The organism is Lentzea sp. NBRC 102530, assembly GCF_030269365.1.
Lineage (GTDB): Bacteria > Actinomycetota > Actinomycetes > Mycobacteriales > Pseudonocardiaceae > Lentzea.
Genome location: NZ_BSTF01000012.1, coordinates 159,453 through 185,058 on the forward strand (window position 1 = coordinate 159,453; position 25,606 = coordinate 185,058).

Consider the following 25,606-nt stretch of genomic DNA (forward strand, 5'->3'; position numbering starts at 1 on the left):
CCCTTTTCTCATTCGTGGGTCTTTCGCCTGAGCGAGTTCGTCAGCAGCACCAGCCCGACCACGATGGCCGTCCCTCCCAGCGCCCACCGGAAGTCGAACCAGAAGGACCCGCCGGTCAGCACGTAGGCCGCCATCAGCCCGCCGCCGATCCCGAAGACCAGCGTCAGCGGGTCGATCCGCCGCCGCATTCCCTGCTCAGTCACGGAGCACCCGCACCTCTCCGACGCTCGACCGCACGTCGAGATCGATCTTCAGTCCACCCTCGCCGTTGTCGCCGAGGTCGCGGCCGTCCACGGCCACGCTGCTGCCTTCCGCCCGCTTGCCGAGGCAGTCGAGCTCACCGATGGACGACGCCTCGCACCTGAACGTCACGTCGGCGTCGCGTGGCACCCGGACCACGGCCTCGCCCAGTTCGACGTCGATCGCGGTCTTCACCTCACCGGTGTCCGGCAGGTCGCGCAGGTCGAGGTGGACGCTGCCCACGCTCGTCTCGTAGCGGTCCCGCACGTCGGTGATGCTCTGCGGCTTGTCGTCGAAGCTGCTGATGCGGGTCTCGCCGTCGAAGTCGACCGCGGTCAGGGCGAAGCCGGCGACGGACAGCGGGATCATCAGCCAGATCAGGCTGCGGCCACCGCCGGTGAACGAGCCGATCAGCAGGCCCGCCGCGAGCACGGCCAGCACGAGGCCGATGGTGTGCGCCACGGTGAACCACGGCACCCAGGCGCCGAGGATCGCGGACGCGGCCACGGTCAGGACGGCCACGCCCAGGGTCGTGGCGCCGATGCGCGACTTGCGCGGACGTGGGGCCGGGGGTTGCGGCCGGGGGGCCGGTTCGGGCAGGTCCCAGGCGAACGGGGCGGCGCCCAGCGGGTCCCAGGCCGGCGCGCCCGGCACCGGTGGCGTCGGCGCGGTCGCCGGGTCGGGCAGGGTCGCGGCCGGCTGCAGGTGCCCGCGGTTCTTCTGCAGCAGGTAGATGCACGCGACCGCCGCGGCCAGCGTCACGAAGACCTGGAACCCGCCGTTCTCCCCGAACATGTAGGCGAGCGCCGGGAACATCAGGATGCCCACGAACACCGTCGTCGACGACGAGGCGGAGCTGTGTCCCTTGTGCAGCAACGACTCCAGCGGCGACACCTGGTCGCCCTCCTCCGGCAGCAGCAGCCAGCCCGCGAGGTACAGCGGCAGGCCGACGCCGCCCGACAGGGCGAGCGCGACGAACGCGATCCGGACGATCACCGGGTCGATCTGGAAGCGCAGGGCGATCCCGGTGGCGACGCCTCCGAGCTTGCGCCCTGCACGGGGCCGCACCGGACGGTGGGCCCAGAACTCTCTGAGCGTGTCCGCCACGCCCTGCACTGCCTTCTCAGTCCCGCTCACGATGACAACCTTGCGCGACGGCCCGCGAAACCACATCAGGGACCAGCCCTGATTCAGGGAACCGGGGTCATCCCTGATGAACAACTCGCCGGGACGTGTGACGATCGGTCGGTGAGTGCACGGATTGAGCCGATGCGCCGCCGGCGCACCGGCCGGGTGGTCGCGGGCGTCGCGAGCGGACTGGCGGACCACCTGGGCGCACCCGTCTTCTGGGTGCGCGCGGTGTTCGCCGTGTTCGCGGCGTTCAGCGGGGTCGGGATCATCGCCTACGCGTTGCTGTGGATGTTCGTCCCGCAGTCGGCGGTGGCGGAACCGGAGACCGACAAGGACCGCAAGGAGTGGCAGCAGGCCGTCGGCCTGGCCGCTCTCGGTGTCGGCGTCGCGGTGTTCACCGGCCTGCTCGGGGGAGCGTGGAGCGGGTGGATCACCGGGCCGATCGCGGTCGCGCTCATCGGCGCCGCGGTCGTGTGGCGCGAGGCCGACGAGGCGCAGCGCCGCCGTTGGAAGGACGGGGCGTTCGCGCAGGGCAAGGCGGGGATCGTGCGGACGGTGGCGGGTGGCGCGCTGGTCGTGGCGGGGGTCGCCGCGTTCCTCGTCGTCAACGACACCGTCCAGAACCTGTCGACCGTGTTCCTCTCGGTGATCGCGACGCTGGTCGGCGTGGCCGTGCTGACCGTGCCGCTGTGGATGCGCCTGGTGCGCGACCTTGATTCGGAACGGCGGGCGCGCATCCGCACCGAGGAACGCGCCGAGATCGCCGCCCACCTGCACGACTCGGTGCTGCAGACGCTGGCCCTGATCCAGAAGCAGTCCGAGTCGTCACGCGAGGTGAAGCGCCTGGCCCGCAGCCAGGAACGCGAGCTGCGCAGCTGGCTCTACGGCCGTGAGGTGGGCGAGCAGCCGCACTCGATGAGCGTCGCGATCGCCCAGGTGTGCGCGGAGGTCGAGGACGACTTCGCCATCGCCGTCTCGCAGGTCGTGGTCGGGGACTGCGAGCTGGAGGACGGGATGTTCGCACTGGTCCAGGCGTCGAAGGAGGCGATGGTCAACGCCGCCAAGCACGCGGGGGTGGGTGAGGTCAGCGTCTACGCCGAGGTCGAGCCGGACAAGGTGACGGTCTTCGTGCGCGACCGCGGCAAGGGCTTCGACCCCGACGCCGTTCCGGAGGACCGGCATGGCCTCGCGGGGAGCATCCGGGGGAGAATGACGAGGCACGGCGGGGAGGTGCGACTGCGCACGGCTCCGGGAGAGGGGACCGAGGTGCAGCTCGAGATGCCGAGGAAGCAGGAGGCCAGGACGTGAGCGTGAGGGTGTTCCTGGTGGACGACCACGCCCTGTTCCGCGCGGGGGTGCGGGCGGAGCTCGACAGCATCACCGAGGAGGTCGAGGTCGTCGGCGAGGCCGGCAGCGTCGGCGAGGCGGTCGCGGGCATCGCGCACCACAGGCCGGACGTCGTGCTGCTGGACGTGCACATGCCCGACGGCGGCGGCGCCGAGGTGCTGCGGCAGATCCGCACCAAGATCCCCGAGGTCACGTTCCTCGCGCTGTCGGTCTCCGACGCCGCCGAGGACGTCATCAACGTCATCCGCGCCGGTGCGCGCGGCTACGTGACCAAGACGATCTCCAGCCAGGAGCTGGTCAAGGCCGTCGTGCGGGTCTCGGAGGGCGACGCGGTGTTCTCGCCGCGGCTCGCCGGGTTCGTGCTGGACGCGTTCGCCGACCGGCCGGGTGCCGCGCCGATCAGCGACCCCGAGCTCGACCTGCTGACGCCGCGCGAACGCGACGTCCTGCGGCTGCTGGCCCGTGGTTACGCTTACAAGGAGATCGCGTCCGAGCTGTTCATCAGCGTGAAGACGGTGGAGACGCACGTGTCGAGCGTCCTGCGGAAGACCCAGCTCTCCAACCGGTACGAGCTCTCCCGCTGGGCGACGGATCGCAGACTGGTCTGAGGGGCTTTGATCAAAAAGGTCGCCCGCGGTGCCACCGAGGTGCTGGCGCCGTGGGTCTGGGTGGTCCTGTTGCCGTTCGCCGTCGCGCATGCGACCGAAGGCATCTGGAAGACGTTGTTGTGGGGGTTCGTCGTCGCCTTGACGGCGTCCGTCATCCCGATGGCCGTCATCGTGCGCGGAGCCCGAAAAGGCAAGTGGGACGGGCACCACGTCACCAACCGCGAGGGCCGGCTGGTTCCACTGGTCACGGCCGGAGCGTCGCTGGCGGCCGGCACGGTGATCATGGTCCTGGGCGACGCCCCGCGGAACATGCTCGCGCTCGCGGGCAGCATGTTCGCGTCGTTGATCGTCAGCATGGCGATCACGTTCGGGCTGAAGTGGAAGATCTCGCTGCACGCGGCCGTGGCCTGGGCCGCCGTCGTGACGCTGACGATCGTCTTCGGCCCGTGGTGGCTGCTGCTGGCGGTGCCCGCGGCGCTGGTCTCGTGGTCGCGCGTCGAGCTCGGTGACCACACGACGGGTCAGGTGCTCGCCGGGTCCGTGATGGGCGTGGTCGTCGGCGGCGGGGTGTTCTGGCTGCTCAGCTGACGCGCTTGGTGCTGACGATCTTCATCTGCTTGTCGACGTTGCCGACCTCGATGTCGTAGGTACCGAGCTCGGTCGTGCCGTTCTTGGTGGTGCTCAACTGGATGCTGACCATCCAGTTCGCGCCCTCCGACCGGACCGTTCCCGGGCCGGACACCACGACGTCCGAGTAGGTGCTCCACCGCTTGAGGTAGTCGCCCCTCGGCTCGGCCGCGGCGCCCCTGAGGTTCTCGTAGGCCTTCTCGGCGTTCTCCGGCAGCAGGCGGTAGTGCTCCTGCACGAAGTAGTTCGCCTGGTCCGCCGTGAAGTAGACGGGCGAGTCGTACACCGGCGGGAACTCCGACTGGTGCGTCGGCGTGCCGCCATTCGTGCCGTTCCAGTACGCGGCGGCCGCGCCACCGCCCACCGCCAGCACACCGATGATCGCGAGGATCATCAGGATCCGCCGGTTCGGAGGCTTGAGCCTGCGTTGCTGCGGCGGGATCAGCAACGGCTGCGAAGGCTGCGGCTCGGCGCCCAGCAGATCTGCCGCCTCCTGCGCCGTGGGCCGGTCCTTCGGTTCCTGCGAGAGCAGCCGCATCAGCAACGGCGTGAGCTCACCGGCGTTCTTCGGGTCGCGCAGCTGCCCGCTCGCCGCCCGGTAGATGAGGCCGAAGCTGTTGTCGCTCGGCCCGAACACCGACTCGCCCTCGATGGCGGTGTAGATGGTGGCGCCGAGCGAGAACACGTCGGACGCCTCGTCCGGCTGCTCACCGCGCGCCACCTCGGGCGCCAGGTAGGCGGGAGTGCCGGAGATCATGCCGGTGTCGGTCATCGTGCCGTCGCCGGTGGCCTTGGAGATGCCGAAGTCGGTGATCTTGACCGTGCCGTCGTGGCCGATCAGGACGTTGCCGGGCTTGATGTCGCGATGAACGAGCCCCGCCGCGTGCGCCGCCGCGAGAGCAGAGGCGACCTTGGCGCCGATGCTCGCCGCCTGCGCCGGCTTGAGCGGCCCGCGTTCGGCGATCAGCGCCGACAGGCTGTGCGAGGCCAGGTACTCCATGACGATGAACGGCTCTTCGTCGTCGCTGCCCACGACGTCGAACACCGCGATCGCGTGCTGGTGGTGCAGCCGGGCGGCGTTGCGCGCCTCCCGCATCGCCCGCTGGTGATCGCCGGTCACGAGCTGCTTGACGGCGACCTCGCGAGCCAGGACCTCGTCCCGTGCACGCCACACGACGCCCATCGCTCCGCTGCCGATGCGCTCGATCAGCGTGTAGCGGCCCCCGATGGTTGTCACACCCTGAGACTAATCAATCGCGGAGACGAGCATCCCTGGTTCCCCGCGCAAGGGGTGGTGCAGATCGCTCCGAGCCGAGTTCGCCGGTGGGGACTCGCTGCGTTGACTCGCCCGGACCTGGTGAGACGTGCCCTCCGCCGCTGCCCACAGCGTCCGGCACCGCATCGTGGTGGTCTGAAGGTGACGAGCTGGTCGGCCACGCTGCCCCGCGTGCCGGCACCTCGTCCCGCGCCCTCGCAGGACCACCGGGGAACCACTAGTCGATCGTCGACACCAGCTTCTGCAGCTCGCGGTCGAAGTCGATCCACAGGTCCTCCTCGCCCGGCTGGACGACGTCGTACGAGTTGTCCAGGAACTCCGCCACGTCCTCGGCGACGGCGCTGAGGATCGCGAACCCGGTGGGCGCGTTCAGCTCGACCAGGACGCGCTCGGGGTCGTCGGACGCCGGGCGGACCAGGATGTCGCCCTCACCGGACGGCGTCAGCAGGCCGTCGGCGAGCAGGTCGCGGGCGAACATCCACTCGACGCGGCCGGAGCCGGTGAAGAAGACGACGGCGACCGCGTAGGGGTCTTCCGGGTCGTAGACGAGTTCGGCCTCGACGGGGGCCGGGGCCGCTCCGGGAGCGAGGAGCTGAAAAGTCGTCCGGCTGGTGACCTTCAGGTTTTCGTTGTTCATGTCGATGTCCTTCCCAGACTGGTCTCCATGTCCGCTCACAAAGAGGAGACGGCCAACCAGCTCGATAAGGACGCGATTCGTCTCGGAACCATCCTATTGGGGGAGACGTGCGTCTCACCCTTCAGCGTTTGACCAGGTCACGCGTCTCGTTTGGTGAGACGGTCTGACCAGCCGAGACGGGCTTGCGACGGGTCAGCGCGACGCCCAGCAGGACCACCAGCATGCCGACGACGACCCTTGCGTTGAGTTGCTCTCCGAGGAAGATCGCTCCAAGGAGTACCGAAACCACGGGCAGAAGGTAACCGACGGTAGTCGCCGTGGTGGCACCCTCGTCGGCGATGACGCGGTAGTTGAGGATGAACGCGACGCCGGTGCCGAAGACGCCGAGGACCGTCACGGCGACCACGCCGATCCAGTGCAGGTGCAGCGGCTGCAGGCCCCCGAACGGCAGCGCGAGGATCAGCATCCCCATCGCGGTGGTCAGCTGCATCGCGGCCAGCTGCGTCGAGGTCGCACCCGTGTTGACCAGGTACTTCCCGGCGTAGGAGTAGCCGATCGCGTAGCTCGCGGCGCCGATGAGGCACAGCACGGCGCCCCAGCTCGCGATGCTGTTGGCCGACTGCCACGGCGCGAAGATCAGCAGCACGCCGGCGAAGCCGAGTCCGAGGCCGAGCATCCGGACCAGGTTGCTGATCTTCTCCGACCCCAGCACGAGGCCGATGGCCAGCGCGAACAGCGGGGTCGTGGAGTTCAGCACGCCGGAGACGCCCGAGTCGACGGTCTGGCCGCCGAACGCGAACAGCGTGAACGGGACGGCGCTGCCGAAGAGCGCCACGAAGAGCATGTGACCCCAGATCTCCCGGTCGCGCGGCAGCGTCATCTTCGCCAGGGCGAGCACGACGAACAGCACGAGCGCCCCGAAGAACGTCCGCACGAGCGAGATCTGCAACGGCGCGAGCGAGCCGAGCGCGAGCTTCATCCACAGGAAGCTGGATCCCCACAGCAGGGCGAGCACGCCCATCCTGATCAACGTTCCGCGTTGGTTCACACATCAACCATGCGCCCTGCGACACCTGAAAACAATTTAATTGTTCTGGGAAACCTTTAAGCACCGCTGTAAGGTCTGACCATGCTGGACGTGCGACGAATGCAGGTGCTCAGGGCCGTCGTGAGCTCGGGCTCCATCACCGCGGCCGCCACGAACCTCGGCTACACCCCGTCGGCGGTGTCGCAGCAGGTGGCGGGCCTGGAGAAGCAGGCGGGGCTGCCGTTGCTGGAACGCGTCGGCAGGGGCGTCAGGCCCACCGCCGCGGGCCGTCTGCTCACCGAGCACGCCACCCGCCTCGCCGAGCAGCTGGCCGAGGCCGAGAGCGCCCTGACGGCGTTGCGCAACGGCTGCGCGGGCACCCTGCGCGTCCGCTACTTCGCCACGGCCGGAGCGGCGCTCGTGCCGCCCGCGGTGGCCACCTTCCGCGCCGAACGCGCGGGCGTCGAACTCGACCTCAAGCTCACCGAGCCGAACGACCCGTTCGAGGAGCTGGCGGCGGGCCGCGCGGACGTCGCCATCACCGTCCTCGAACCCGACGCCCCGGCACCGGAGGGGATGGTGGCGCGGCACCTGCTCGCCGACCCGTTCTACGCCGTCCTGCCGCGCGGCCACGCCCTCGCCCGCAAGCGCGTGCTGGACCTGGCCGAACTGGCCGACGAACCGTGGATCGACGCCGACTGCGGCACTCCGGGACCGTGCGCGAGCCTCGTGCGCAACGCGTGCGCGGGTGCGGGCTTCTCGCCGCAGGTGGCGGTGGAGAGCGACGACTACGCGACCGCGCAGGGGTTCGTGGCGGCCGGGCTGGGCGTCACGATCATCCCGCGGCTCGGGCTCGGCTACGCGCACCCCGGAGTCGTGCTCCGCAAGGTGCGCAATCCCGAGCCCGTCCGGCACATCCACGTGGTCTACCGCGAGGACGCCGCCTGGAACCCGGCCGTCCTCACCCTGGCCGAAGCCCTGGAGAAGGCGGCGCGGGCCTCCTGAAAGCGCGTCAGGCGTTGCCGAACGGCTTGTCGTAGCTCAGCATGAAGTTCGGCGAACGCCACTCCAGCGAGCACTGCCGCTGCATCGACGACTTCGACCCGTCCTTCTTCTCGACCTCGAGGGTCACCACGAAGTAGTACGGCTGCCGTTCCTCGACGCTCGTGACCTTGGCCGACTTGTAGCCGCCCCAGAACGTCTTGAAGCCCTCGAGGCCGCCCTGGAACTGCCCCTGGAAGTTGGCGTTGCCCATCGCCCACGCCTGGTCGGGCTTGGTGGCCGCGAGCTTGAAGTAGTCCGTCAGCAGGTCTTTCTTGTTCGCGTCGGTCGGCGTTTCCGTCCAGTTGCCTGCCTGCGGAGACGACTTGTCCTCCGTCGACGGGTTGGTCGGGTTGTTGCCGTTCGTCTGCTGCGTCGACGTGTTGGCGCCGGCGTTGTTGTCCGTGCCGCCACCGGTCTTGTCGGAGATCATGCTCGCGAACATGATTCCGATGACCGCGGCCGCCACGATGGCGAGCGCGGTGATGACCGTCGACTTCTTGTTCTTCGAGACCGACGCGAGCCCGGAGGGCCGCGACTGCTTCGGGCGCTGCGAGTACTGCGGTGCGGCGGCCGGGCGGTGGTTCGACGGCGCCTGCTGCGTGGGCATGGGACGCGGCGGCGTGCCCAGGTCCACCCTCGTCGCGTTCGGCGGCGGGGACTGCTGCTGGACGTGCTGCTGCGGCGGGAGGGCGCGCGTGGCGGCCTGCTGCTGCGGCTGCTGCACGGGCGCACCGCGCCACGACGGCGGGTGCGTCGGGGCGACCACGGCGGGCGTGAACGCGGGGGCGGCCTGACCGTTCGCGACGGCGGCGAGCGCGTCCCGTGCCTCGGCCATCGTCGGCCGGTCCTCGGGCTCCGCCCGCAGCAGGCGCATCAGCAGCGCGGTCAGCGGACCCGCGTTGCGCGGCGGGTTCACCTTGCCGGACGCGACCTTGTGCAGCAGCGCGATCGTGTTCTCGCTCAGCCCGAACGGCGGTTCGCCCTCGATCGCCGCGTACAGCGTCGACCCGAGCGAGAAGACGTCCGACGGCGAGCCCGGGTCGTAGCCCTTCGCCACCTCGGGTGCGAGGTAGGCGGGGGTGCCCGCGAGCATGCCCGTCGCGGTGACGGTGACGTCACCGGTCGCGCGCGAGATGCCGAAGTCGGTGATCTTGACGGTGCCGTCGTCGCCGAGCAGCACGTTGCCCGGCTTGATGTCGCGGTGCACGATGCCGGCGTTGTGCGCGGCGGCCAGCGCGGAGGCGACCTGCATGCCGATCGACGCCACGTCACGCGGCGGGAGCGTGCCGCGCTCCGAGAGCACCGCGGAGAGGCTCTTCGAGGGCAGGTACTCCATGATCAGCCACGGCTGGCTGTCGTCCTCGGCCACGTCGTAGACGGCAACCGCGTGCGGGTGCTGCAGGCGCGCCGCGATGCGGCCCTCGCGCATGGCCCGTCTCTTCGCCTCGTCCGTGTCGGATTCGGCGAGCCCGGGCTGCAGGAGGAGCTGCTTGACCGCGACGGTGCGGTGCAGACGTTCGTCGTGTGCCGTCCAGACGACGCCCATGGCGCCACTGCCGATCCGCTGGCTCAATCGGTAGCGACCAGCGACCAATCGGCCATCATCGGTCACAGTTGCTCCCCGCTGTGCGGTCACTTGCTCTCTGTTCAACGGATGATCACACCTTCGGGTTCAGCTCACCCCATTAGGTGCGGGTACCCACCTTACGAGATTTGTACGGCGTAGCGACGCTTAGCCCGCAGGAGGCGGTGGCGTTGTGGTCGTGGCCGCAGTGGTCGTCGTAGTGGTGGTGGTTGTTGTCGTCGTAGTGGTCGACGAGGACGACGGTGGTGGAGGCGTCGTCGTTGTGGTGGTTGTGGTCGTCGTAGTGCTAGACGTCGTTTGCGGCGTTGTCGTTGCCTCGGGGGTGGTTGTGGTCACCTCGGGCAACGAAGACGTCGGTTCCACCGTCTGCGAGCTGCTCGCGGGCGGTGCCGACGGCGTGTTCTGTTCCTTGTTGAAGACCCCGAGCGCGACCATCAAACCGCCGATTACCAGCAACAACGCGAGAACCACCGCCGCGATCACCAGCGGCCTGTTGTTCTCCTGAGGCCTGGTCGGTGCCATCGGCGGAGCGGTCCGCGGCGGCGACGTGCGGGGTGCCGGGCGGACCACGCGGGTCCGTTCGGGCTCCACGATCGTCGTCGGGTCGGGTCCGGCCACCACCGACAGTCCGGTGAACGACGGCGACCGGCCGTGCCCCACGGCGTTCAGCACGTCGCGCGCCTGCGCCATGGTCGGCCTGTCCGCCGGCTCGAAGTTGAGCAGGTACAGCAGCGTGTCGGCGAGCGGGTGGTCGACGGTCGGCGGGTTGATCCGCCCCGCCGCGACGGCGTGCAGAACACCGAGAGTGTTCTCGCTCACTCCATAGGGCGGTTCGCCCTCCATCGCGGCGAACAGCGTCGAACCGAGCGAGTAGACGTCCGAGGCCGGCGTCGGATCCTGGCCGCGCGCGATCTCCGGCGCGAGGTACGCGGGCGTGCCGGCGATCAGGCCGGTCTTGGTGACCGTGATGTCGTCGGACGCGCGCGAGATGCCGAAGTCGGTGATCTTGACGACGCCGTTCTCGGCGATCAGCACGTTGCCGGGCTTCACGTCGCGGTGCACGATCCCCGCCGCGTGCGCCGCCGCCAGGGCCGCCGCGCACTGGGCGCCGATGCTCGCGACCTCGACCGGGTCCATCGGCCCGCCCTCGGCCAGCGCGTCGGCGAGGCTGTAGGACGGCAGGTACTCCATGACCAGGCACGGGACGCCGTCTTCCTCGACGACGTCGTACACGGCGATGGCGTTCGGGTGGTGCAGCTTCGCGGCGATGCGACCCTCGCGCATGGCGCGCTGGATGGCCTCGTCCTGTTCCTTCTCGTCCAGGCCGGGCGCCAGCAGCAACTGCTTGATGGCGACCTCGCGGCCGAGGCGTTCGTCGTGGGCTCGCCAGACGATGCCCATCGCGCCGGAGCCGATGCGGTCGAGGAAGCGGTAGCGGTCGGCGATCAGACGGCCGTCCGATGTTCCGGACGTCGTCACAAGCTCACCTCGCGGGTGCTCGAAGGCGTGACTGCGGCTGCGGCAGCAGATCCCACGCTCGTGCTCCTCGTGCGGTAGTCAACGGGTCGTCCGGAATTGCCCGCACAGGGTACCTGCCGGGGGCCGCCGCTGAGCTACCTGTCGTGCCTCAGTTCGCCGGGGCGAAGAAGTCGAATCCGCCGACGGTGTCGCCCACGGTGTTGAGCACCGGGTCGAGGAGGCCGAGGTCCACGCTCACGTCGACCGGGTTGGAGGTCGGCGGCAGCGGCGTTTCGGACTTGGGCGGGGTGCTGGTGCTGTTGCTCGGCGGCGTGGTGGACGAGCTCGGGGGCGCGGGCGTCTCACTGGACGGCGGCGTGCTCGGGGTGCTCGTCTCGGTGGACGTCGACGGCGCGGTGGAGGTCGGGGTCTCCGTGGACGGCGCCTGCGTCTGCTGGGTCTGCTGCTGCGTCGGACGCTGCTGCTGCGTCTGCACGTACGGCGCGACGCGCGTCGTCGGGTCCGAGGTCGTCGTCTCGGCCTGCGGCGTCTCGGTCGCGTCGGCCTGCTGCGTCTTGTTCGACGGCAGCTTCACGACGCCTTCGGTGCCGGCGCTCGCGCCGCGGGCCTGGGCGCGCTCGTCGAACCGCACCTCGGCGAGCGGGCGCTCGTCCGGCGAGGACAGCCACGAGGAGGCGGCGAACGCCACGGAACCGCAGATGATGACGCCACCGCTGGCCGCGGCGGCCAGCTTGCCGACGGTGAACCCGCCGCGCTGGGTGTCGTCGGCACGGCCTTCGCGGCGCAGCAGCTCGGTGATGTGCAGCTCCTTCATGGGCTGCTTCTTGAGCTTGCCGGGCACCTTGACCGGCTTGAACTTGACCGTCGGCTCGAACGCCTCCGGGGTGATGTCGTCGGTGATCACCGGGATCTCCGCGGTCTCCGCCTCGCGACGGGCGATCAGCTCGGCGACCGACAGCTGTCCGGTCGACTCGGCAGATCCGGTCAACCGCCGACGATGGTCCTCAATCGACACCGCTCGTTCACCCTTCCAAGTTCGCGTTCGCGCACTGGCGGGAACATGGATACCGAATCGTGACCCGAGATGTAACCCCTTCGGGGGAATTTTCACGTCCGAAACAGAGTTTCAGAGACGAACGGTCACCGTTCGACTGCGAACGGCGAACTCAGTTGGGCGCGACCTAACTCCGCTGCGCCGAAAGGACCTCGGTGCCGACGATCCGCGGCTGGGTCGTTGACGTGAGCCAGAAGAGCTGCTCGATCCGCAGCCAGCTGCCGTCCGCCTCCTGCATGGAGACGACCGCGAGCACCGATCCGTCCGGCCGCACCGACGTCTGGTCGACGTTGACCGTCTTGATCTTTCCCCAGGACTGCACGAACTCGGCGGGGTTCCCGCCGACCAGCTCGGGCGAGAGCAGCTTGGCCGCGGCGCCGGGCTTGGTCGTGAGCAGCTCGTAGAACTTCTTCACCACGTCCACCTGCGGCAACGGGCCGACCGAGACCTCGGGCGTGGCCGGTTCGGACGTCGCCTGCGCCGCGGACTCCTGCTGGGCGTTGTCCTCCAGCAGCAACGCGGACGGCTGCGGCATGGGCACGGCGGCGTCGGTGGTCTGCGGCGGCGGGCGGTCGTTCGGCAGCTGGGCCGAGAGGACGTCCGGGCGCAGCGCGCTCGAGCCGGACAGCGCCACGGGCCGTTCCGAGACGGGCACGCCGACGTTCTCCGGCCGCTTGCCCGCGAGGATCGCCGCACCCGCGATGGACGAGACGAGCAGGACCGCGCCCGTGACCAGTCCGGCGACCCGGCCGGCTCTGCTCGGCGTCGCGGTGCGCCTGCGGCGACCGGGGACGACGGGGATCACGGCGGTCGTCGCCGTCATGTTCTCCGTGGGGCCCAGCAGGGACGTGACCAGTGCGTCTGTGGCGGCATCCTCGTTGGAGAGGATGCGGATGGAGGTCGGCTGCTGCTTGATCAGCTCGGCCACGCTGATCGAGCCGGCGCGGTTGTGCCGCCGTCCGGTCGTCGCCGCGGGACGCTGCACTGCTCTGGTCCTCCGTACTGTCCGTGTCCGCCTGAATGCGTACCGTGGCTCCGCGTGAACACGCCAGTGTCCGGACGAACTTCATCCGATCGTGGCGGCCAGCGGTGCCCAGGGATCGCTCGGTGGCTACTTACTACGTTCGGTAGGTCCGGCCGCGACCTTTAGCCACTTCAGCCTCCGACCTTCAACCGTTCACCGTTGATGAGCGGGAGGTCCCCGAGCGTGAAGCTGAGCTCGCGCTTCTCGGTGCTGACCGAACCGTCCTTCTTCGTCACCTGGAGCAGGCTCACAGTGAGGCCCTTGCCGGGGTCTACGGCGATCTCCTTCACCTCGATCAGCGAGATGTCGGCGAGCCTGCCCTCGAGCAGCGCGTCGGCGTTCGAACGCACGGTGTCCGTGGTCATGGCGAGCGCGGTGTCGGCGTTCGTGGCCATCGCGCGGTAGAAGTGCTCGGTCTGCTCGGCGATCTTGCCGCCGTCCACCACCGGGGCCTGGGTGACCGGCACGGTCGTGATGACCGGAGGCGCCGACCCGGTGGGCTGGGGGGCGGTCGCCGAACCCGGGCCCGTGCCGGTGCCGTTCGCGGCGGAAGTGCGGGTGCCCGTGCCCGGCACCGGGGCGCCCCGGCCGGTGTTCGCGGCCGACGGCTTCGTGCCCGCGACCGAGGGCGTGGTGCCGCCGGTGGGCAGCGCGGAGATGATCGGCACGTCCGAGGGGTAGCCGGGCAGCCCGACCGTCTCGACCTCGCCGCCCCCGCCGACCAGCTTGGCCGCGGCGACGCTCAGCCCGACCAGCACGAGCACCGAGGAGACGACGGCGAACCAGGCGGCGCGTTTCCAGGTGCGTGGCGGCGTGACCGACGCGGGCACCAGGCCGATGTTGAACTTGCGCAGGCCGTCGGTGTCCTGCAGCGGGTCTGTCTGGCGGCGGCGGGGCAGCGGGATGCGATCGCCCCCGACGACGGGCCGCTGCGGCGGCGCGATCCCGTCGTCGAGTCGATGTTTGCCCGGCAGTTCGTCCATCCCGACACCCCTCTGCGACGCAACCAGAGTAGGGCCGTCTGGAGGTACCCAACCAACCAAAAGGGGGTGTTCAGGACGAGTGACACTCTTTTGTGTGAAGTTCTCAGCGGGGCGGGAGTTGCGCTTGACCGCTGTTCAGCTGCTTGCGGGTGTTCTGCACGCCGTTGAGCGCGGCCAGACCGCTGCCGCCGGCGATCAGGGCGCCGATCACGTCGGCGCCGAGCGAGTCGCCGCCGGTGATCAGCAGGCCGATCACCGCGCCCGCGGTCGTGATGATCGCGGTCTTCCAGCGGCTGCGGACGAACTGCGAGACAGGAGCCCCGGAGAGGCCCTTCTTGTTCGCGGCCGATCCGAGCAAGCCCAGGTAAGCGTCGTGCGCCAAGGCGGCGAGCAGGCCGGCGATGGCGATCAGTGCGGCGATGAGGCCCATGACTCCAGTGTGCCCCCAGATTTTTTCGATGGACCATCCGTGATCGCCCTGATATCCGATTCGGGTGGACATGTTCTGGCACGACGACTGCCTCGAGCACGACGCCGGCGAGGGTCTCTGGGAGCTGCCGGGCTCCTGGCCGTGGCTGGACGTGGCCGAGCCGCACCCGGAGAACGCCGCGCGGCTGCGCACGTTCCGGCACGCGCTGACGCACGGCCCGGTGGCGCCGCACCTGACGTGGCACGAGGGGCGGCATGCGTCCGTTGACGAGCTTCTGCGCGTGCACACCGCTGGGTACCTGGACTCGTTGCGCGTGTCTGAGCGTGTGGCCCTGGAGGTGAACACGGTCGTCGGGCCGGAAACGTGGCGTGCGGCCTCTGCGGCGGCGGGTACGGCGTTGGCGGCGTTGGAGTCCGGCGCGCCCATCGCGTACGCGCTCGTGCGGCCGCCGGGACACCACGCGCAGCCGGACATGGCGGACGGCTACTGCTTCGTGAACAACGCGGCACTGGTGGCGGAGACCGCGCGGCGCCAAGGGGTGCGGGTCGCCGTCCTGGACTGGGACGTGCACCACGGCAACGGCACGCAGGAGACGTTCTACGACCGCCCGGACGTGCTGACCATCTCGGTGCACATGCGGCACGGCGCGTGGGGCACGAACCACCCGCAGACAGGTGCGCCATCAGAAGTGGGCGCTAACGGCAGGAACGTGAACATCGAACTGTCGCTCGGTGCGGGCGACACGGCGTACATGCGCGCGCTCGACGAGATCGCTTTCCCACTGCTGCGCGACTTCGCACCGGACCTGCTGGTGTGCGCGTCCGGGTTCGACGGGTCAGCGTTCGACCCCAACGGCCGCCACAACCTCACGGCGGACGGGTACCGCGAGATCGGCAGGAGGGTGGCGTCGTTCGGGACGCGGGTCGTGCTCACGCAAGAAGGCGGCTACCTGCGCGGCTACTCGGCGTTGTGCCTGCACGCGCTGGTCGAGGGCTTGCTGGGGCTGCCGGAGCCGTTGCTCGGGGACCCGCTGGCCTACGTGCCGGACGACACCCAGCTCGTCGACGCGGACCTCGACCGCGTGCGCGCGGCCCTGCAGCCTTTTTGGCCCGGCGTGCTGTGACGCCGGGCCACCGCTGGTGGAACTACCTGCCGAGCGGGCCGCGGCCCATCTTGAGCAGGATCATCGCGAGGTCCTTGCCCTCGGGGCCGAGCGGCTTGTAGCGGGCGAGGACGTCGATCTCGCGGTTGTGCACGATCTTCGTGCCGCCGGCGGCCATGCGGGCCGCGCCGATGATCTTCGACACCTCGACGCGCCGTTGCACGAGGCGAAGGATTTCCGCGTCGAGGTGGTCGATTTCCTCGCGCAGCTCGTTGATGTCGGGTTCGGTGGTGGTGTCCATCATTGGTGACCTCTCGGGGAACTTCGAGTCCTTGGCCCGGAAGCAGCGAAGCCCCGGGGTCCGATGGACTCCGGGGCTTCGTGGTGGCTTTGTCAGCGCTGGACGACCACGGGAGCCGGAGTCCGGTTCCCGTAGAAAAACTCGAAGTACGTCGCGCGCATGGATTCAGTGTTGCACAGAACGGGCCCGGGCCGCCAAGCCCGCGCGGTGAAAGGGCTCACCTGGTGGGACGTCAACGCTTGGAGTCCGCGACGTAGCTGTTCCAAGGCCTGGGGGCACAGGAAGCACGCACTCGGGACGGCGGCCGCCCTGGCGCTGTCCGTCGTCGTCGCTCGGTCCGCTGCGGCGGAACCCGGCTTCGCCACCGTCGAGTTCACGAGGGTGTCCGGCTGGTTCGGCCCGGTCACCGACTGGACGACGGGGGCAGCTCCACCGCCCGGCAGAAGTTCGACCTGGTCGTCACCAACGTGGTGGGCCACGACGAGCAGGGCCTCTCCGTCTTCGGTGGCCGAGGGCCCCGGCGCCGAAGGCCTCCGGTGCGAGCAGGACCACCTGATCGTGCACGAGGAGGCGTGGCCGACGCTGACCGTCGAGACCAGGGCCGCCGCGATCTGGACGCAGGACAGCATCGACGTGTACGCCGAGGCAGGCGGCCACGACGCGGTGCACGCGGGGCAGAACTTCAAGATCGACACCAGCACCTGACCGGTCCGTTCATCGAACACATGGTCGGGCGGTACCGGATTCGTCGGTGCCGCCCGGTACCGTGGATGGACGATGAGCGCCTTGTTCGACTTGCCCTCAAGTCCCCCCGTTTCCCGCGCGGGCCACCTGCTCGACGACCTGAACCCCGCGCAGCGCCGTGCCGTCGAGCACGCCGGTTCGCCCCTGCTCGTGGTGGCGGGCGCCGGCTCCGGCAAGACGCGTGTCCTCACCCGGCGGATCGCGTACCTGCTCGCGGAACGTGGCGTGCACCCCGGCGAGATCATGGCCATCACGTTCACGAACAAGGCCGCCGCCGAGATGAAGGAGCGCGTCGCCGACATGGTGGGCGCGCGCGCCCGTTCGATGTGGGTGTCGACGTTCCACTCGATGTGCGTCCGCGTGATGCGCCGCGACGCCAAGGTCCTCGGCATGTCGTCGAACTTCTCGATCTACGACAGCGACGACACCCGCCGCCTCATCACGCTCGTGGCGCGCGACCTCGACCTGGACCCGAAGAAGTACGCGGCCCGCACCCTCGCCGTGCACATCTCGAACCTCAAGAACGAGCTCGTCGACCCGGAGACCGCCACCGCCCAGGCCACGAACGACCTGGAACGCCGCGTGGCCGAGGTCTACACGGTCTACCAGCGCCGCCTGGGCGAGTCGAACTCCCTCGACTTCGACGACCTGATCATGAAGACCGTCGAACTCCTGCAGACGTTCCCGGACGTGGCCGAGCACTACCGCCGCCGCTTCCGCCACGTCCTGGTGGACGAGTACCAGGACACCAACCACGCGCAGTACACCCTGGTGCGCGAGCTCGTGGGCAAGGCGGGCGGCGAGATCCCGCCGGCGGAGCTCTGCGTGGTGGGCGACGCGGACCAGTCGATCTACGCGTTCCGCGGCGCGACGATCCGCAACATCGTGGAGTTCGAGCGCGACTACCCGGACGCCACCACGATCCTGCTGGAGCAGAACTACCGCTCCACCCAGAACATCCTCACGGCGGCGAACGCCGTCATCTCCCGCAACCCGAACCGCCGCGACAAATCGCTGTGGTCGGACCTCGGCGAGGGCGAGAAGATCGTCGGCTACGTGGCCGACAACGAACACGACGAGGCCGCGTTCGTCGCGAACGAAATCGACCACCTCGTGGACAGCGGCGAGGTCAACAACTCCGAAATCGCCGTCTTCTACCGCACCAACAACCAGTCGCGGGTGTTCGAGGAGATCTTCATCCGCCTGGGCCTCCCGTACCGGGTGGTCGGCGGCGTCCGCTTCTACGAGCGCCGCGAGGTCCGCGACGCCCTCGCCTACCTGCGCACCCTCGCCAACCCGGACGACACGGTCTCCCTCCGCAGGATCCTCAACGTCCCGAAGCGGGGAATCGGCGACCGAGCGGAAGCCTGCGTGGCCACCTACGCGGAACGCGAACGAATCAGCTTCGCCACAGCCCTCCGCGACGCCGTCGAGGACCGAGTCCCACTCCTGAACCCGCGCTCCCGCAACGCAATCGCGGGCTTCGTGGAAATGATGGACCAGCTGGGCGAAATGGTCGCGCGCGAAGACGACGTGGCCGACATCCTCGAAGCGGTCCTCGAGAAAACCGGCTACCGCACCGAGTTGGAAGCCAGCGAGGACCCGCAGGACCACACGAGGATCGAGAACCTCAACGAACTGGTCACCGTGGCCCGCGAGTTCACCGAACTGGAACTCCCGGAAGGCGCGGACCCGGTCCCGTCCCTGCCGGCGTTCCTGGAACGTGTCTCCCTGGTCGCGGACGCCGACTCCATCCCGGACGCGGACTCGGACGGCGTGGTCACCCTGATGACCATCCACACGGCCAAGGGCCTCGAATACCCGGTCGTCTTCAGCACGGGTTGGGAAGACGGCGTCTTCCCGCACATGCGAGCCCTGGGCGACCCAGCGGAACTGGCAGAAGAACGCCGCCTCGCCTACGTGGGCATCACCAGGGCCCAACGCCGCCTCTACCTCTCGAGGGCCTTGGTCCGCTCGGCGTGGGGCCAACCGTCAGCCAACCCGGCGTCCCGCTTCCTGGGCGAAATCCCCCAGGACCTGCTGGACTGGCGCCGGGTAGAGCCTTCCCGCGCGGCCCCGACAGCGGCCACCACCTGGGGCCGCTCAGCCTCAGGAGGCATCGCCTCCCGAGGCCTGACCCGCCCGGCCCCTGGCAAGGCGGGCTGGAAGGACGCCCCGGCCATGAAGCTGGAGGTGGGCGACCGAGTGACCCACGACAAGTACGGCCTGGGCCGAGTGGTGGCGGTGGACGGCGCGGGCCTGCGGGCCACGGCCACGATCGACTTCGGAGGCTCAGGCACAGTCCGCCTGATGCTCATAGGCAGCGTCCCGATGACGAAGCTCTAAAAAACCCACGCAGAGCCACAAGCCAAGGCCCGCGCCCAGTCCCCCGAGGGGCACGGCAGCGGGCCTTGCGCACACCTGAGGCAAGCCCGACAGAGCGCGCACATCGAGGCACGCCTGGTCGCAATGCGATGCCGAAGCCGCCCCGCCGATGCAACCACCCACGCAACAGCAAGCCGCCCAACACGAACAGGCGTGCCATCCACCCGCCGACGGCGCCGGCCCCGGCCTTTGGCCAGATCGGCGGGATCCGGGCGAAGCCGCGACCCGAGCTCGCTCAACACCAGCCTGACCAGCGACTTCATCCCCAACCAAGAAAATCCGCAGAAATCCGGAAAATCCGCGCAACGACAGCCCACCGAGTGCGTCTATGTGGGTGTCGCAAGCAGCACAGCCGGGGAACGTTCGGGGCGGTCCAAGGCACAACGAGCAGCCTGCAGACGAAGGGGAGCGAAGGGACGGCGGGGGCCTAACTTCGCGGCGAAGTGCGGCCGGACCGAACGGGAGAGCGGTCCGGCCGCATTGTCTTGGCAAGCAGCCCGGCCTTCGGAACAGCACTGCCCTTCCGAACAGCGCTGTCGCCTGTAGACACCACCGCACGTTCCCCAGTCGCAGCACCAAGAAAACGCCAAGCGCCCAGCCGACCAACCCTGGCAGCCGCAGAGCCCACCACCGGCAGCCGGCAGAGCGATCACCGCAGGTCACCGCCACTGCGTCCAAAAATTGTCAGACCCCCGGAGCAGAATCCTCCGCATGAGGCAGAACCCCCAGCGGAAGTGCTCACGATGGATCACGTACTGGCCGGCGCCCTGCACGAACGTGTGTTCGCAATCCTCAACCAGCTGGAATCCCCGGCCACCCGCAGCCTGGTCGAAGCCTGGCGCACTCTGCTCAGCCATCACGAACCGACGGAGAGCGGGGCCTGCAAGGCCTGCGGCCCACGCTGGCGCAGGCACATGTGCTCGGTCTGGCGGGTAGCGGCGACCTACTTCGTCCGCGAAGCCCTGGCATCCCACGAGGCTCCAGGACTTCCGCAACGACCTTGAAGCCCGCAGGAGCGTCGGTCCGCACCGCCCCCCCCAGGTCCGCACCGCCCCCCAGGTCCGCGCCGCCTACAAGGCCCGCACCGCCTACAAGGCCCGAAGGGGCTCCCGAGCCCTCCCGATGCCCGAAAGGCCCCAAGATCCGTGACCGCTCGACCCAGCCCGCCGCTAGAGCGGGAATAGAGCGCCACCGGAGGTTGCTGAGCCACAAGAGGCCCCTGAGTCGACCAGAACCACCCGACCCACCCCAGGAGGTGGCCAGGCCGAGAACGGCCGCCAGAAAGCTACTGAGCCGTAGTTCAGAACCGGTCGAACGATCGGACAGGCCGGAACCAGGTTCCCGAACAGACTCAGACGGTGCTCGAAGCAGTGCCCGGAACGAACGTCGGGCGGTTGTCGGCCGGTCGTCAGACGGTGACGCCGCGAGCGTTCAGCCAGGTCAGCGGGTTGATCTTCTGGCCGCCCGGGTTCCACACCTCGAAGTGCAGGTGGGGCCCGGTCGAGAAGCCGCGGTTGCCCATGCGGGCGATCTGCTGGCCCGCCTTGACCTGCTGGCCTTCCTTGACGCTGTAGGTGTCGACGTGGCCGTAGACGGTGATGGTGCCGTCCTCGTGCTGCACGCGCACCCAGAGGCCGAAGCCGGAGGCCGGGCCCGCCTCGATCACGACGCCGTCGGCGGCGGAGAGGATCGGAGTGCCGATGGGGCCCGCGATGTCGATGCCGAGGTGCATGGTGCCCCAGCGGCCGCCGTAGCCCGAGGTGAAGTCACCGGCTGCGGGGCGGACGAACTTCGGGCGCTTCTTCTCGGCCTCGACGGCCTCGCGCTCGGTGGTGAGCTGCTGGCTGCGCAGGAGCTTGGCGGCTTCGGCGGAGCCCTCGGACGTGGTCTTGGAGACCGCGAGGATCTGGGGGGCGGAGGCGGTGTCGCCGCCGACGCCGTCGAAGGTCGCGGCGCCACCGGAGTGGTTCGCGAGCTGGACGTCGGTGCCTTCGTCGGCGGCTGCCTGGCCGAGTTGGCCGGCGCCTGCCGCGGCGAACGCGCCTACTGCGACGGCGGCGACGACGATGCGTCCGCGAAGCGCCGACGGTGGCGGGGGGAGCCGGTGAGAGCTGACCGGACGCACGGATGCGCGGTCGACTGCCTCTTCAAGCGCAGCACTGCGTTCATGGCCGCCGGGGGAGCGGTGGTGACTCAAAGCTTGCCCTTCCGCCTTCGGGGAGCCTGATCGGGTGGACAACCGGGCGGGGGATTCCCGGCGAGTCAGGATTCGGGGTTCTGACTCGGTGTCCTTCTGTGATCAGACCGTGACAACGGACCCGGGGACAGTAACGGCGGGCAGGCTCGGAGGGCAAACCCCAGTTCGTTATGTCCTACGAATGGGCGGCAACCAGCGGGTTTCAACTGTCAACTGTGACTGTCGGTCAAACCGGAGGGGCGACACGCCTCGCCGCCAGCGGCGATGGGGTGAGTTGACAAGTCATCCGATCGGGTGATGGCCGTCACAACTACGTGAAGGGTCCTCGTGTCAACCGGCAAAGAAAGGTGACCTGAATCACGTATCTGGTGCTCTTCGACGAGTAATGACGAGTGCTCCAGCCGGGCGTTGCGCTGAGGCACGATGATCTGATCCATCTCGGACCAGACCACGACGAACTTCGTCCGGCACGGCCGGCACGGTTCGGCCAACTCGGACAACAGCTCCGAACCCGGACGCAGCTGCCGGGTCAGGGGCGTCGGCACCAGATAGGCGGCGAGCGTGCCGCTGTGGGGCGTCCCCAAGGTCACGAGTGTGCGAACGCGTGAGTCGCCGTGCAGCCGTTGTACGTAGTACCTGGCGATGAGCCCGCCGAGCGAATGGCCGACGACGTGCACCTGATCGGATCCGGTCTGCTCGCAGATCCGCTCGATGTGCGCGCCCAGCAGGGCGGCGGAGCGACGGACGTCCCCGGTCAACGCCGTCAGCACGCTGTAGTTGATGGCGTGCACGACCCCGAAGCCCCGCCTTCGCAGAGCCCCCGACAGCACCGCGAAGGCGGAACGGTTGTCCCCGATGCCGTGCACCAGCACGATCGGGGTGCCCGCCGCGTCCATCGCCGAAACCATCAGCCCGCGCTGGCGGGGCGGGAGACCGTCGGTGCGGTAGTGCCGGTACTGCCCTTCCGGACGGAGCTGCTCGGTGATCGCACCCCACGGGTAGAGCACCGCGTGGGCCGTCAACCAGGCCGCTTCCATCGCGACGCCACGCACACCGCCGGGCGTGGCCATCGCCCGCAGCGCCACCTTGACCTCTTCCGCGACATCACGGGCCGTGTGCACGCCCCACCCGGCACGGTCCAGGGCCGCGTCAGTCAGACGCGTGATCCACGACCGGCCGGTGTCGCTCATACGAGCGACGGTAAGTGATGAAGTCACGACCCAGGAGTACCCAGCGGATGTTTTCCACACGCGAACGAATTTCGTCTTAATACGTCAGCAGAGGTCACACGCAGTGCTACTCAGGTCTTGCTAGGTTCGCCCGCGATGACTCGCACCGAGCTCGACAACCAGACCCCGGCGGCCGCCCGGCTGCGCACGTCCTGGGCCCTCGCCGCGGCAGGCGCCCTCCTGCTCGCCCTCGGCCCGCTGCTCGGCGTGGTCGACGGCGCCGAACCGGCCTTCACGTCGTGGCCGCTGCTCGCCCTGCTGGCGCTCGCACCGCCCGTGGTCGCCGGCGTGCTGCTGATGCGCGGCCGTCCGTTCGTGGCCGCCGGACTGATCGCCGCCACCGGTGTCTTCGCGGTCGGCCGGCTGCTGAGCGACGCGCAGGTCTTCCTCGACGCCATGGACGTCGCCCGTCCCGAGCTCTTCCGCCCGGTCACGCTCGTCGCCGTCACCCCGGCGCTGGGCGTGTGGCTGCTGATCGCCGGGCACCTGCTCACCATCGCGGCGGGTGCGCTCTCGGCCGGTCGCGCCGGCATGCCCGCCGACGAGTCGGAGCCCCCGACCCTGGTCGCCGTCCCCGTGTTCTTCGCGCTGGTCGCCGCGGTGGGCCTGCTGGGCAAGCCGTTCGTCTCGAACGACCCGTTCCAGCTCGACCGCAGTCCGTGGGACCTGCCCGCCGTCGGACTGGTCGGCGGCCTGCTGATCGCCGTCGCCGTGCCCCTCGCGACGGCGCTCGCCGCCAGTTCCCCCGACCCGGACACCCGCGAGGGCGGCACGCTCGGCGTCTCCCTCTCCCTGCTCGCCGTCGTGGTCCCGCCGCTGGCAGCCGGAACGTTCGCCCAGGGCCTCGGCATCACCGCGGGGTCCGTGTCCGCGTTCACCGCCGCCCTCCTGCTCCCCGCCGTCCCCCTGCTCGGCCGCACCGCACGGTTGAAGCAGGGCAAGCGCGACGCCACGCGCGACCCCGAACTCCCCACCCCGAAGCGCATGCACGTCACGGCCGGTGTGTTCGCCGTGCTCGCCGCGACCGCGATGCTCGTCGGCGCGTTCCTGCCCCAGCTCACCCTGTCCACCGGCGGCCCCGCGCCCGACCTCGCGTCGGTGAGCCTGCTGTGGGTGGCCGGGCTCGCGTTCGGCGTGCTCGGCCTGCTCCTGTTCGTGCCCGCGGTGGCCGCGACCGTCCGCCCGGCGCTGTTCGGGGCGTTCCTCGCCATGCAGCTCGCCGCGGCGGGCATCACCAAGGTCGTGACGGCGGCCAGTCAGCTCGGCGTCGCGCAGCCCGGCGCCGGGTTCTGGCTGATGGTGGTCGAGGTCCCGCTCGGCCTGCTCGCGCTCACCTGCACCGGCCTCGCCGCCGCGGTCGAACGCGAGAACGCGGGAGAGGTGAAGAAGGAACAGGTGCCGGTCGCCGAACTGGGCGCGATCCTGCTCGCGGGTCTCTTCGCGGCCGGCGCGTTCGTCCTGCCGACCCTGCGCGGCGACAAGTACACGTCGCCCACGCTGCTCCCGGACAACGACCCCGCCGCGTCCTGGACCATGCTGCTCTGCCTCACGCTGCTGATCATCACGCTCGTGACCGCGTTCCGGTCGAGGCCCGCTCGCGGCGCCGCGTCGCTCGCGGGTCTCGCGCTGCTGATGGGCGTCCGGGCGCTCGAACTGCCGCTCACCGGCGACCAGGTCGAGGGCGCCGTGGTGGCCCCCGGCACGTGGCTGGCGCTCGCGTCGATCGCGGCTCTCCTGGCCGCGGCCGGCTTGATGGGCAGTCGCGCGAACCGGTGAAACGTGTCGCAGAACTCGCGTTTCCTTATATCGCGCGCGTGCGCGTGATCGACCTCACCGCCGTTGAGACCGACCTCACCGGTGGTGACGTGCGAGCGGTACCCGCAGGTCGATAGTGTCTGGGCCCAGCCGCGTCAAGTGGGTTCGCACGGCCCCTTGAGGACCACCCAGGCGCGGTGTTCCGACACCGACGTCGCAGGAGACCCGAGTGGACCTGTACGAGTACCAGGCGAAGGACCTCTTCGCCGCCCACGGCGTCCCGGTACTGCCGGGCGATGTGGCTACCAACCCCGCCGACGCCAAGGCCATCGCCGCGAAGTTCGGCCAGGCCGTCGTCGTCAAGGCCCAGGTGAAGACCGGCGGCCGCGGCAAGGCCGGTGGTGTGAAGCTCGCTTCCACCCCCGAGGAGACCGAGGAGAAGGCGACCGCCATCCTCGGCCTCGACATCAAGGGGCACATCGTTCACCGCGTGCTGGTGACGCCCGCCTCCGACATCGCGGAGGAGTACTACTTCTCGTTCCTCCTCGACCGCGCCAACCGCACCTTCCTCGCCATGGCGAGCGTCGAGGGCGGCATGGACATCGAGGAGGTCGCGGCCACCAAGCCCGAGGCCCTCGCGAAGATCGCCATCGACGCCATCAAGGGCGTCGACGAGGCCAAGGCCCGTGAGATCGCGGACGCCGCGAACTTCCCGGCCGAGGTCAAGGACCAGGTCGTCGACACCATCGTGAAGCTCTGGGAGACCTTCGTCTCCGAGGACGCCACGCTGGTCGAGGTCAACCCGCTGGTCCGCGACCCGCAGGACAAGATCGTCGCCCTCGACGGCAAGGTCACGCTGGACGAGAACGCCGACTTCCGCCACCCGGCCCACGCCGAGCTGGTCGACAAGCAGGCGGAGAACCCCCTCGAGGCGAAGGCCAAGGAGAAGGGCCTCAACTACGTCAAGCTCGACGGCGAGGTCGGCATCATCGGAAACGGTGCCGGTCTGGTCATGTCGACGCTGGACGTCGTCGCGTACGCCGGTGAGCAGTACGGCGTGAAGCCCGCGAACTTCCTCGACATCGGTGGCGGCGCGTCCGCCGAGGTCATGGCCAACGGCCTGGACGTCATCCTCGGCGACGAGGCCGTCCGCTCGGTGTTCGTCAACGTCTTCGGTGGCATCACCGCGTGCGACGCCGTGGCCAACGGCATCGTGAAGGCGCTGGAGATCCTCGGCGACTCGGCCACCAAGCCGCTCGTCGTCCGCCTGGACGGCAACAACGTGGAGGAGGGCCGCGCGATCCTCGCCGAGGCCAACCACCCGCTGGTGACCGTTGTCGACACGATGGACAACGCGGCCGCCAAGGCCGCCGAGCTCGCGGCTGCGGGGGTCTGAGTCAG

At 69.6% G+C, this 25,606-nt stretch carries 23 protein-coding genes; 9 read left to right on the forward strand and 14 right to left on the reverse strand.

What is annotated here, in order from left to right:
• Nucleotides 1-8 precede the first annotated feature (8 nt).
• Entirely contained in the window at nucleotides 9-203 is a 195-nt protein-coding gene (locus QSK25_RS29940; protein WP_285643173.1) for a hypothetical protein, read from the reverse strand.
• Nucleotides 196-1,377 carry a PspC domain-containing protein gene (locus QSK25_RS29945; RefSeq protein WP_285643174.1) on the reverse strand — a complete coding sequence of 394 codons (1,182 nt, stop codon included), beginning with the start codon at nucleotides 1,375-1,377 and terminating at the stop codon, nucleotides 196-198. Before QSK25_RS29945 ends, QSK25_RS29940 begins: the two co-directional genes overlap by 8 nt.
• Before the next feature lie 132 nt (nucleotides 1,378-1,509).
• Here QSK25_RS29945 and QSK25_RS29950 point away from each other — a divergent pair, with 132 nt between their 5' ends.
• Genes QSK25_RS29950 through QSK25_RS29960 form a run of 3 tightly spaced genes read left to right on the forward strand, consistent with a single transcriptional unit; the run spans nucleotide 1,510 to nucleotide 3,914 of the window.
• Complete coding sequence (locus QSK25_RS29950) at nucleotides 1,510-2,679, forward strand: ATP-binding protein (RefSeq protein ID WP_285643356.1); 1,170 nt, start codon at nucleotides 1,510-1,512, stop codon at nucleotides 2,677-2,679.
• Entirely contained in the window at nucleotides 2,676-3,326 is a 651-nt protein-coding gene (locus QSK25_RS29955) for a response regulator (RefSeq protein ID WP_285643175.1), read from the forward strand. The genes QSK25_RS29950 and QSK25_RS29955 overlap by 4 nt, the downstream gene beginning before the upstream one ends.
• Before the next feature lie 6 nt (nucleotides 3,327-3,332).
• Nucleotides 3,333-3,914, forward strand: a complete 582-nt coding sequence (locus QSK25_RS29960; protein WP_352236541.1) for a phosphatase PAP2 family protein — start codon at nucleotides 3,333-3,335, stop codon at nucleotides 3,912-3,914.
• Here the strand turns inward: QSK25_RS29960 and QSK25_RS29965 are convergent.
• From QSK25_RS29965 to QSK25_RS29975, 3 genes are all read right to left on the reverse strand, one after another.
• A complete protein-coding gene (locus QSK25_RS29965) occupies nucleotides 3,907-5,190 on the reverse strand; it encodes a serine/threonine-protein kinase (protein ID WP_285643176.1) in 1,284 nt (427 codons plus the stop codon). The two genes, QSK25_RS29960 and QSK25_RS29965, sit on opposite strands and share 8 nt — an antisense overlap.
• A 256-nt stretch (nucleotides 5,191-5,446) precedes the next feature.
• Nucleotides 5,447-5,866, reverse strand: a complete 420-nt coding sequence (locus tag QSK25_RS29970) for an SsgA family sporulation/cell division regulator (RefSeq protein WP_285643177.1) — start codon at nucleotides 5,864-5,866, stop codon at nucleotides 5,447-5,449.
• 121 nt (nucleotides 5,867-5,987) lie between these two features.
• Nucleotides 5,988-6,914 carry a DMT family transporter gene (locus QSK25_RS29975; protein WP_285643178.1) on the reverse strand — a complete coding sequence of 309 codons (927 nt, stop codon included), beginning with the start codon at nucleotides 6,912-6,914 and terminating at the stop codon, nucleotides 5,988-5,990.
• 81 nt (nucleotides 6,915-6,995) lie between these two features.
• Between QSK25_RS29975 and QSK25_RS29980 the strand changes: the two genes are divergently transcribed.
• On the forward strand, nucleotides 6,996-7,898 hold the full coding sequence (locus QSK25_RS29980) for a LysR family transcriptional regulator (protein ID WP_285643179.1): 903 nt from the start codon (nucleotides 6,996-6,998) through the stop codon (nucleotides 7,896-7,898).
• Between the two features lie 7 nt (nucleotides 7,899-7,905).
• Here the strand turns inward: QSK25_RS29980 and QSK25_RS29985 are convergent, their stop codons facing one another.
• The 6 genes from QSK25_RS29985 to QSK25_RS30010 form a co-directional block, all read right to left on the reverse strand.
• Complete coding sequence (locus QSK25_RS29985; RefSeq protein ID WP_285643180.1) at nucleotides 7,906-9,549, reverse strand: serine/threonine-protein kinase; 1,644 nt, start codon at nucleotides 9,547-9,549, stop codon at nucleotides 7,906-7,908.
• A 120-nt stretch (nucleotides 9,550-9,669) separates the two neighbouring features.
• On the reverse strand, nucleotides 9,670-11,001 hold the full coding sequence (locus tag QSK25_RS29990) for a serine/threonine-protein kinase (RefSeq protein ID WP_285643182.1): 1,332 nt from the start codon (nucleotides 10,999-11,001) through the stop codon (nucleotides 9,670-9,672).
• A gap of 148 nt (nucleotides 11,002-11,149) precedes the next feature.
• On the reverse strand, nucleotides 11,150-11,989 hold the full coding sequence (locus QSK25_RS29995) for a hypothetical protein (RefSeq protein ID WP_285643184.1): 840 nt from the start codon (nucleotides 11,987-11,989) through the stop codon (nucleotides 11,150-11,152).
• Between the two features lie 193 nt (nucleotides 11,990-12,182).
• Nucleotides 12,183-13,040: a hypothetical protein gene (locus tag QSK25_RS30000; protein ID WP_285643185.1), complete on the reverse strand. Its 858-nt coding sequence runs from the start codon at nucleotides 13,038-13,040 to the stop codon at nucleotides 12,183-12,185.
• A gap of 170 nt (nucleotides 13,041-13,210) precedes the next feature.
• Nucleotides 13,211-14,062 carry a hypothetical protein gene (locus tag QSK25_RS30005; protein ID WP_285643186.1) on the reverse strand — a complete coding sequence of 284 codons (852 nt, stop codon included), beginning with the start codon at nucleotides 14,060-14,062 and terminating at the stop codon, nucleotides 13,211-13,213.
• A gap of 103 nt (nucleotides 14,063-14,165) precedes the next feature.
• Nucleotides 14,166-14,492 carry a hypothetical protein gene (locus QSK25_RS30010; protein ID WP_253322707.1) on the reverse strand — a complete coding sequence of 109 codons (327 nt, stop codon included), beginning with the start codon at nucleotides 14,490-14,492 and terminating at the stop codon, nucleotides 14,166-14,168.
• 70 nt (nucleotides 14,493-14,562) lie between these two features.
• Here QSK25_RS30010 and QSK25_RS30015 point away from each other — a divergent pair, with 70 nt between their 5' ends.
• Complete coding sequence (locus tag QSK25_RS30015) at nucleotides 14,563-15,615, forward strand: arginase family protein (RefSeq protein WP_285643360.1); 1,053 nt, start codon at nucleotides 14,563-14,565, stop codon at nucleotides 15,613-15,615.
• A 22-nt stretch (nucleotides 15,616-15,637) separates the two neighbouring features.
• On the opposite strand, the gene QSK25_RS30020 is transcribed toward QSK25_RS30015, so the two are convergent.
• On the reverse strand, nucleotides 15,638-15,898 hold the full coding sequence (locus QSK25_RS30020; protein WP_285643188.1) for a chorismate mutase: 261 nt from the start codon (nucleotides 15,896-15,898) through the stop codon (nucleotides 15,638-15,640).
• A gap of 204 nt (nucleotides 15,899-16,102) precedes the next feature.
• Between QSK25_RS30020 and QSK25_RS30025 the strand changes: the two genes are divergently transcribed.
• Nucleotides 16,103-16,600, forward strand: a complete 498-nt coding sequence (locus tag QSK25_RS30025) for a hypothetical protein (RefSeq protein WP_285643190.1) — start codon at nucleotides 16,103-16,105, stop codon at nucleotides 16,598-16,600.
• A gap of 72 nt (nucleotides 16,601-16,672) precedes the next feature.
• Nucleotides 16,673-18,985, forward strand: coding sequence for a DNA helicase PcrA (gene pcrA / locus QSK25_RS30030; protein ID WP_285643192.1), 2,313 nt, complete (start codon nucleotides 16,673-16,675; stop codon nucleotides 18,983-18,985).
• A 1,447-nt stretch (nucleotides 18,986-20,432) separates the two neighbouring features.
• On the opposite strand, the gene QSK25_RS30035 is transcribed toward pcrA, so the two are convergent.
• Both QSK25_RS30035 and QSK25_RS30040 read right to left on the reverse strand, forming a co-directional pair.
• Nucleotides 20,433-21,149: a M23 family metallopeptidase gene (locus tag QSK25_RS30035; protein WP_285643193.1), complete on the reverse strand. Its 717-nt coding sequence runs from the start codon at nucleotides 21,147-21,149 to the stop codon at nucleotides 20,433-20,435.
• Between the two features lie 281 nt (nucleotides 21,150-21,430).
• Nucleotides 21,431-22,306, reverse strand: a complete 876-nt coding sequence (locus QSK25_RS30040; protein WP_285643195.1) for an esterase/lipase family protein — start codon at nucleotides 22,304-22,306, stop codon at nucleotides 21,431-21,433.
• A 240-nt stretch (nucleotides 22,307-22,546) separates the two neighbouring features.
• On the opposite strand from QSK25_RS30040, the gene QSK25_RS30045 reads away from it, so the two are divergent.
• Both QSK25_RS30045 and sucC read left to right on the forward strand, forming a co-directional pair.
• Entirely contained in the window at nucleotides 22,547-24,226 is a 1,680-nt protein-coding gene (locus tag QSK25_RS30045; RefSeq protein WP_285643197.1) for a hypothetical protein, read from the forward strand.
• A 208-nt stretch (nucleotides 24,227-24,434) separates the two neighbouring features.
• The gene (gene sucC, locus QSK25_RS30050) at nucleotides 24,435-25,601 is read left to right on the forward strand and encodes an ADP-forming succinate--CoA ligase subunit beta (RefSeq protein WP_285643199.1); all 1,167 of its coding nucleotides are present in this window, start codon (nucleotides 24,435-24,437) and stop codon (nucleotides 25,599-25,601) included.
• Nucleotides 25,602-25,606: the final 5 nt, after the last annotated feature.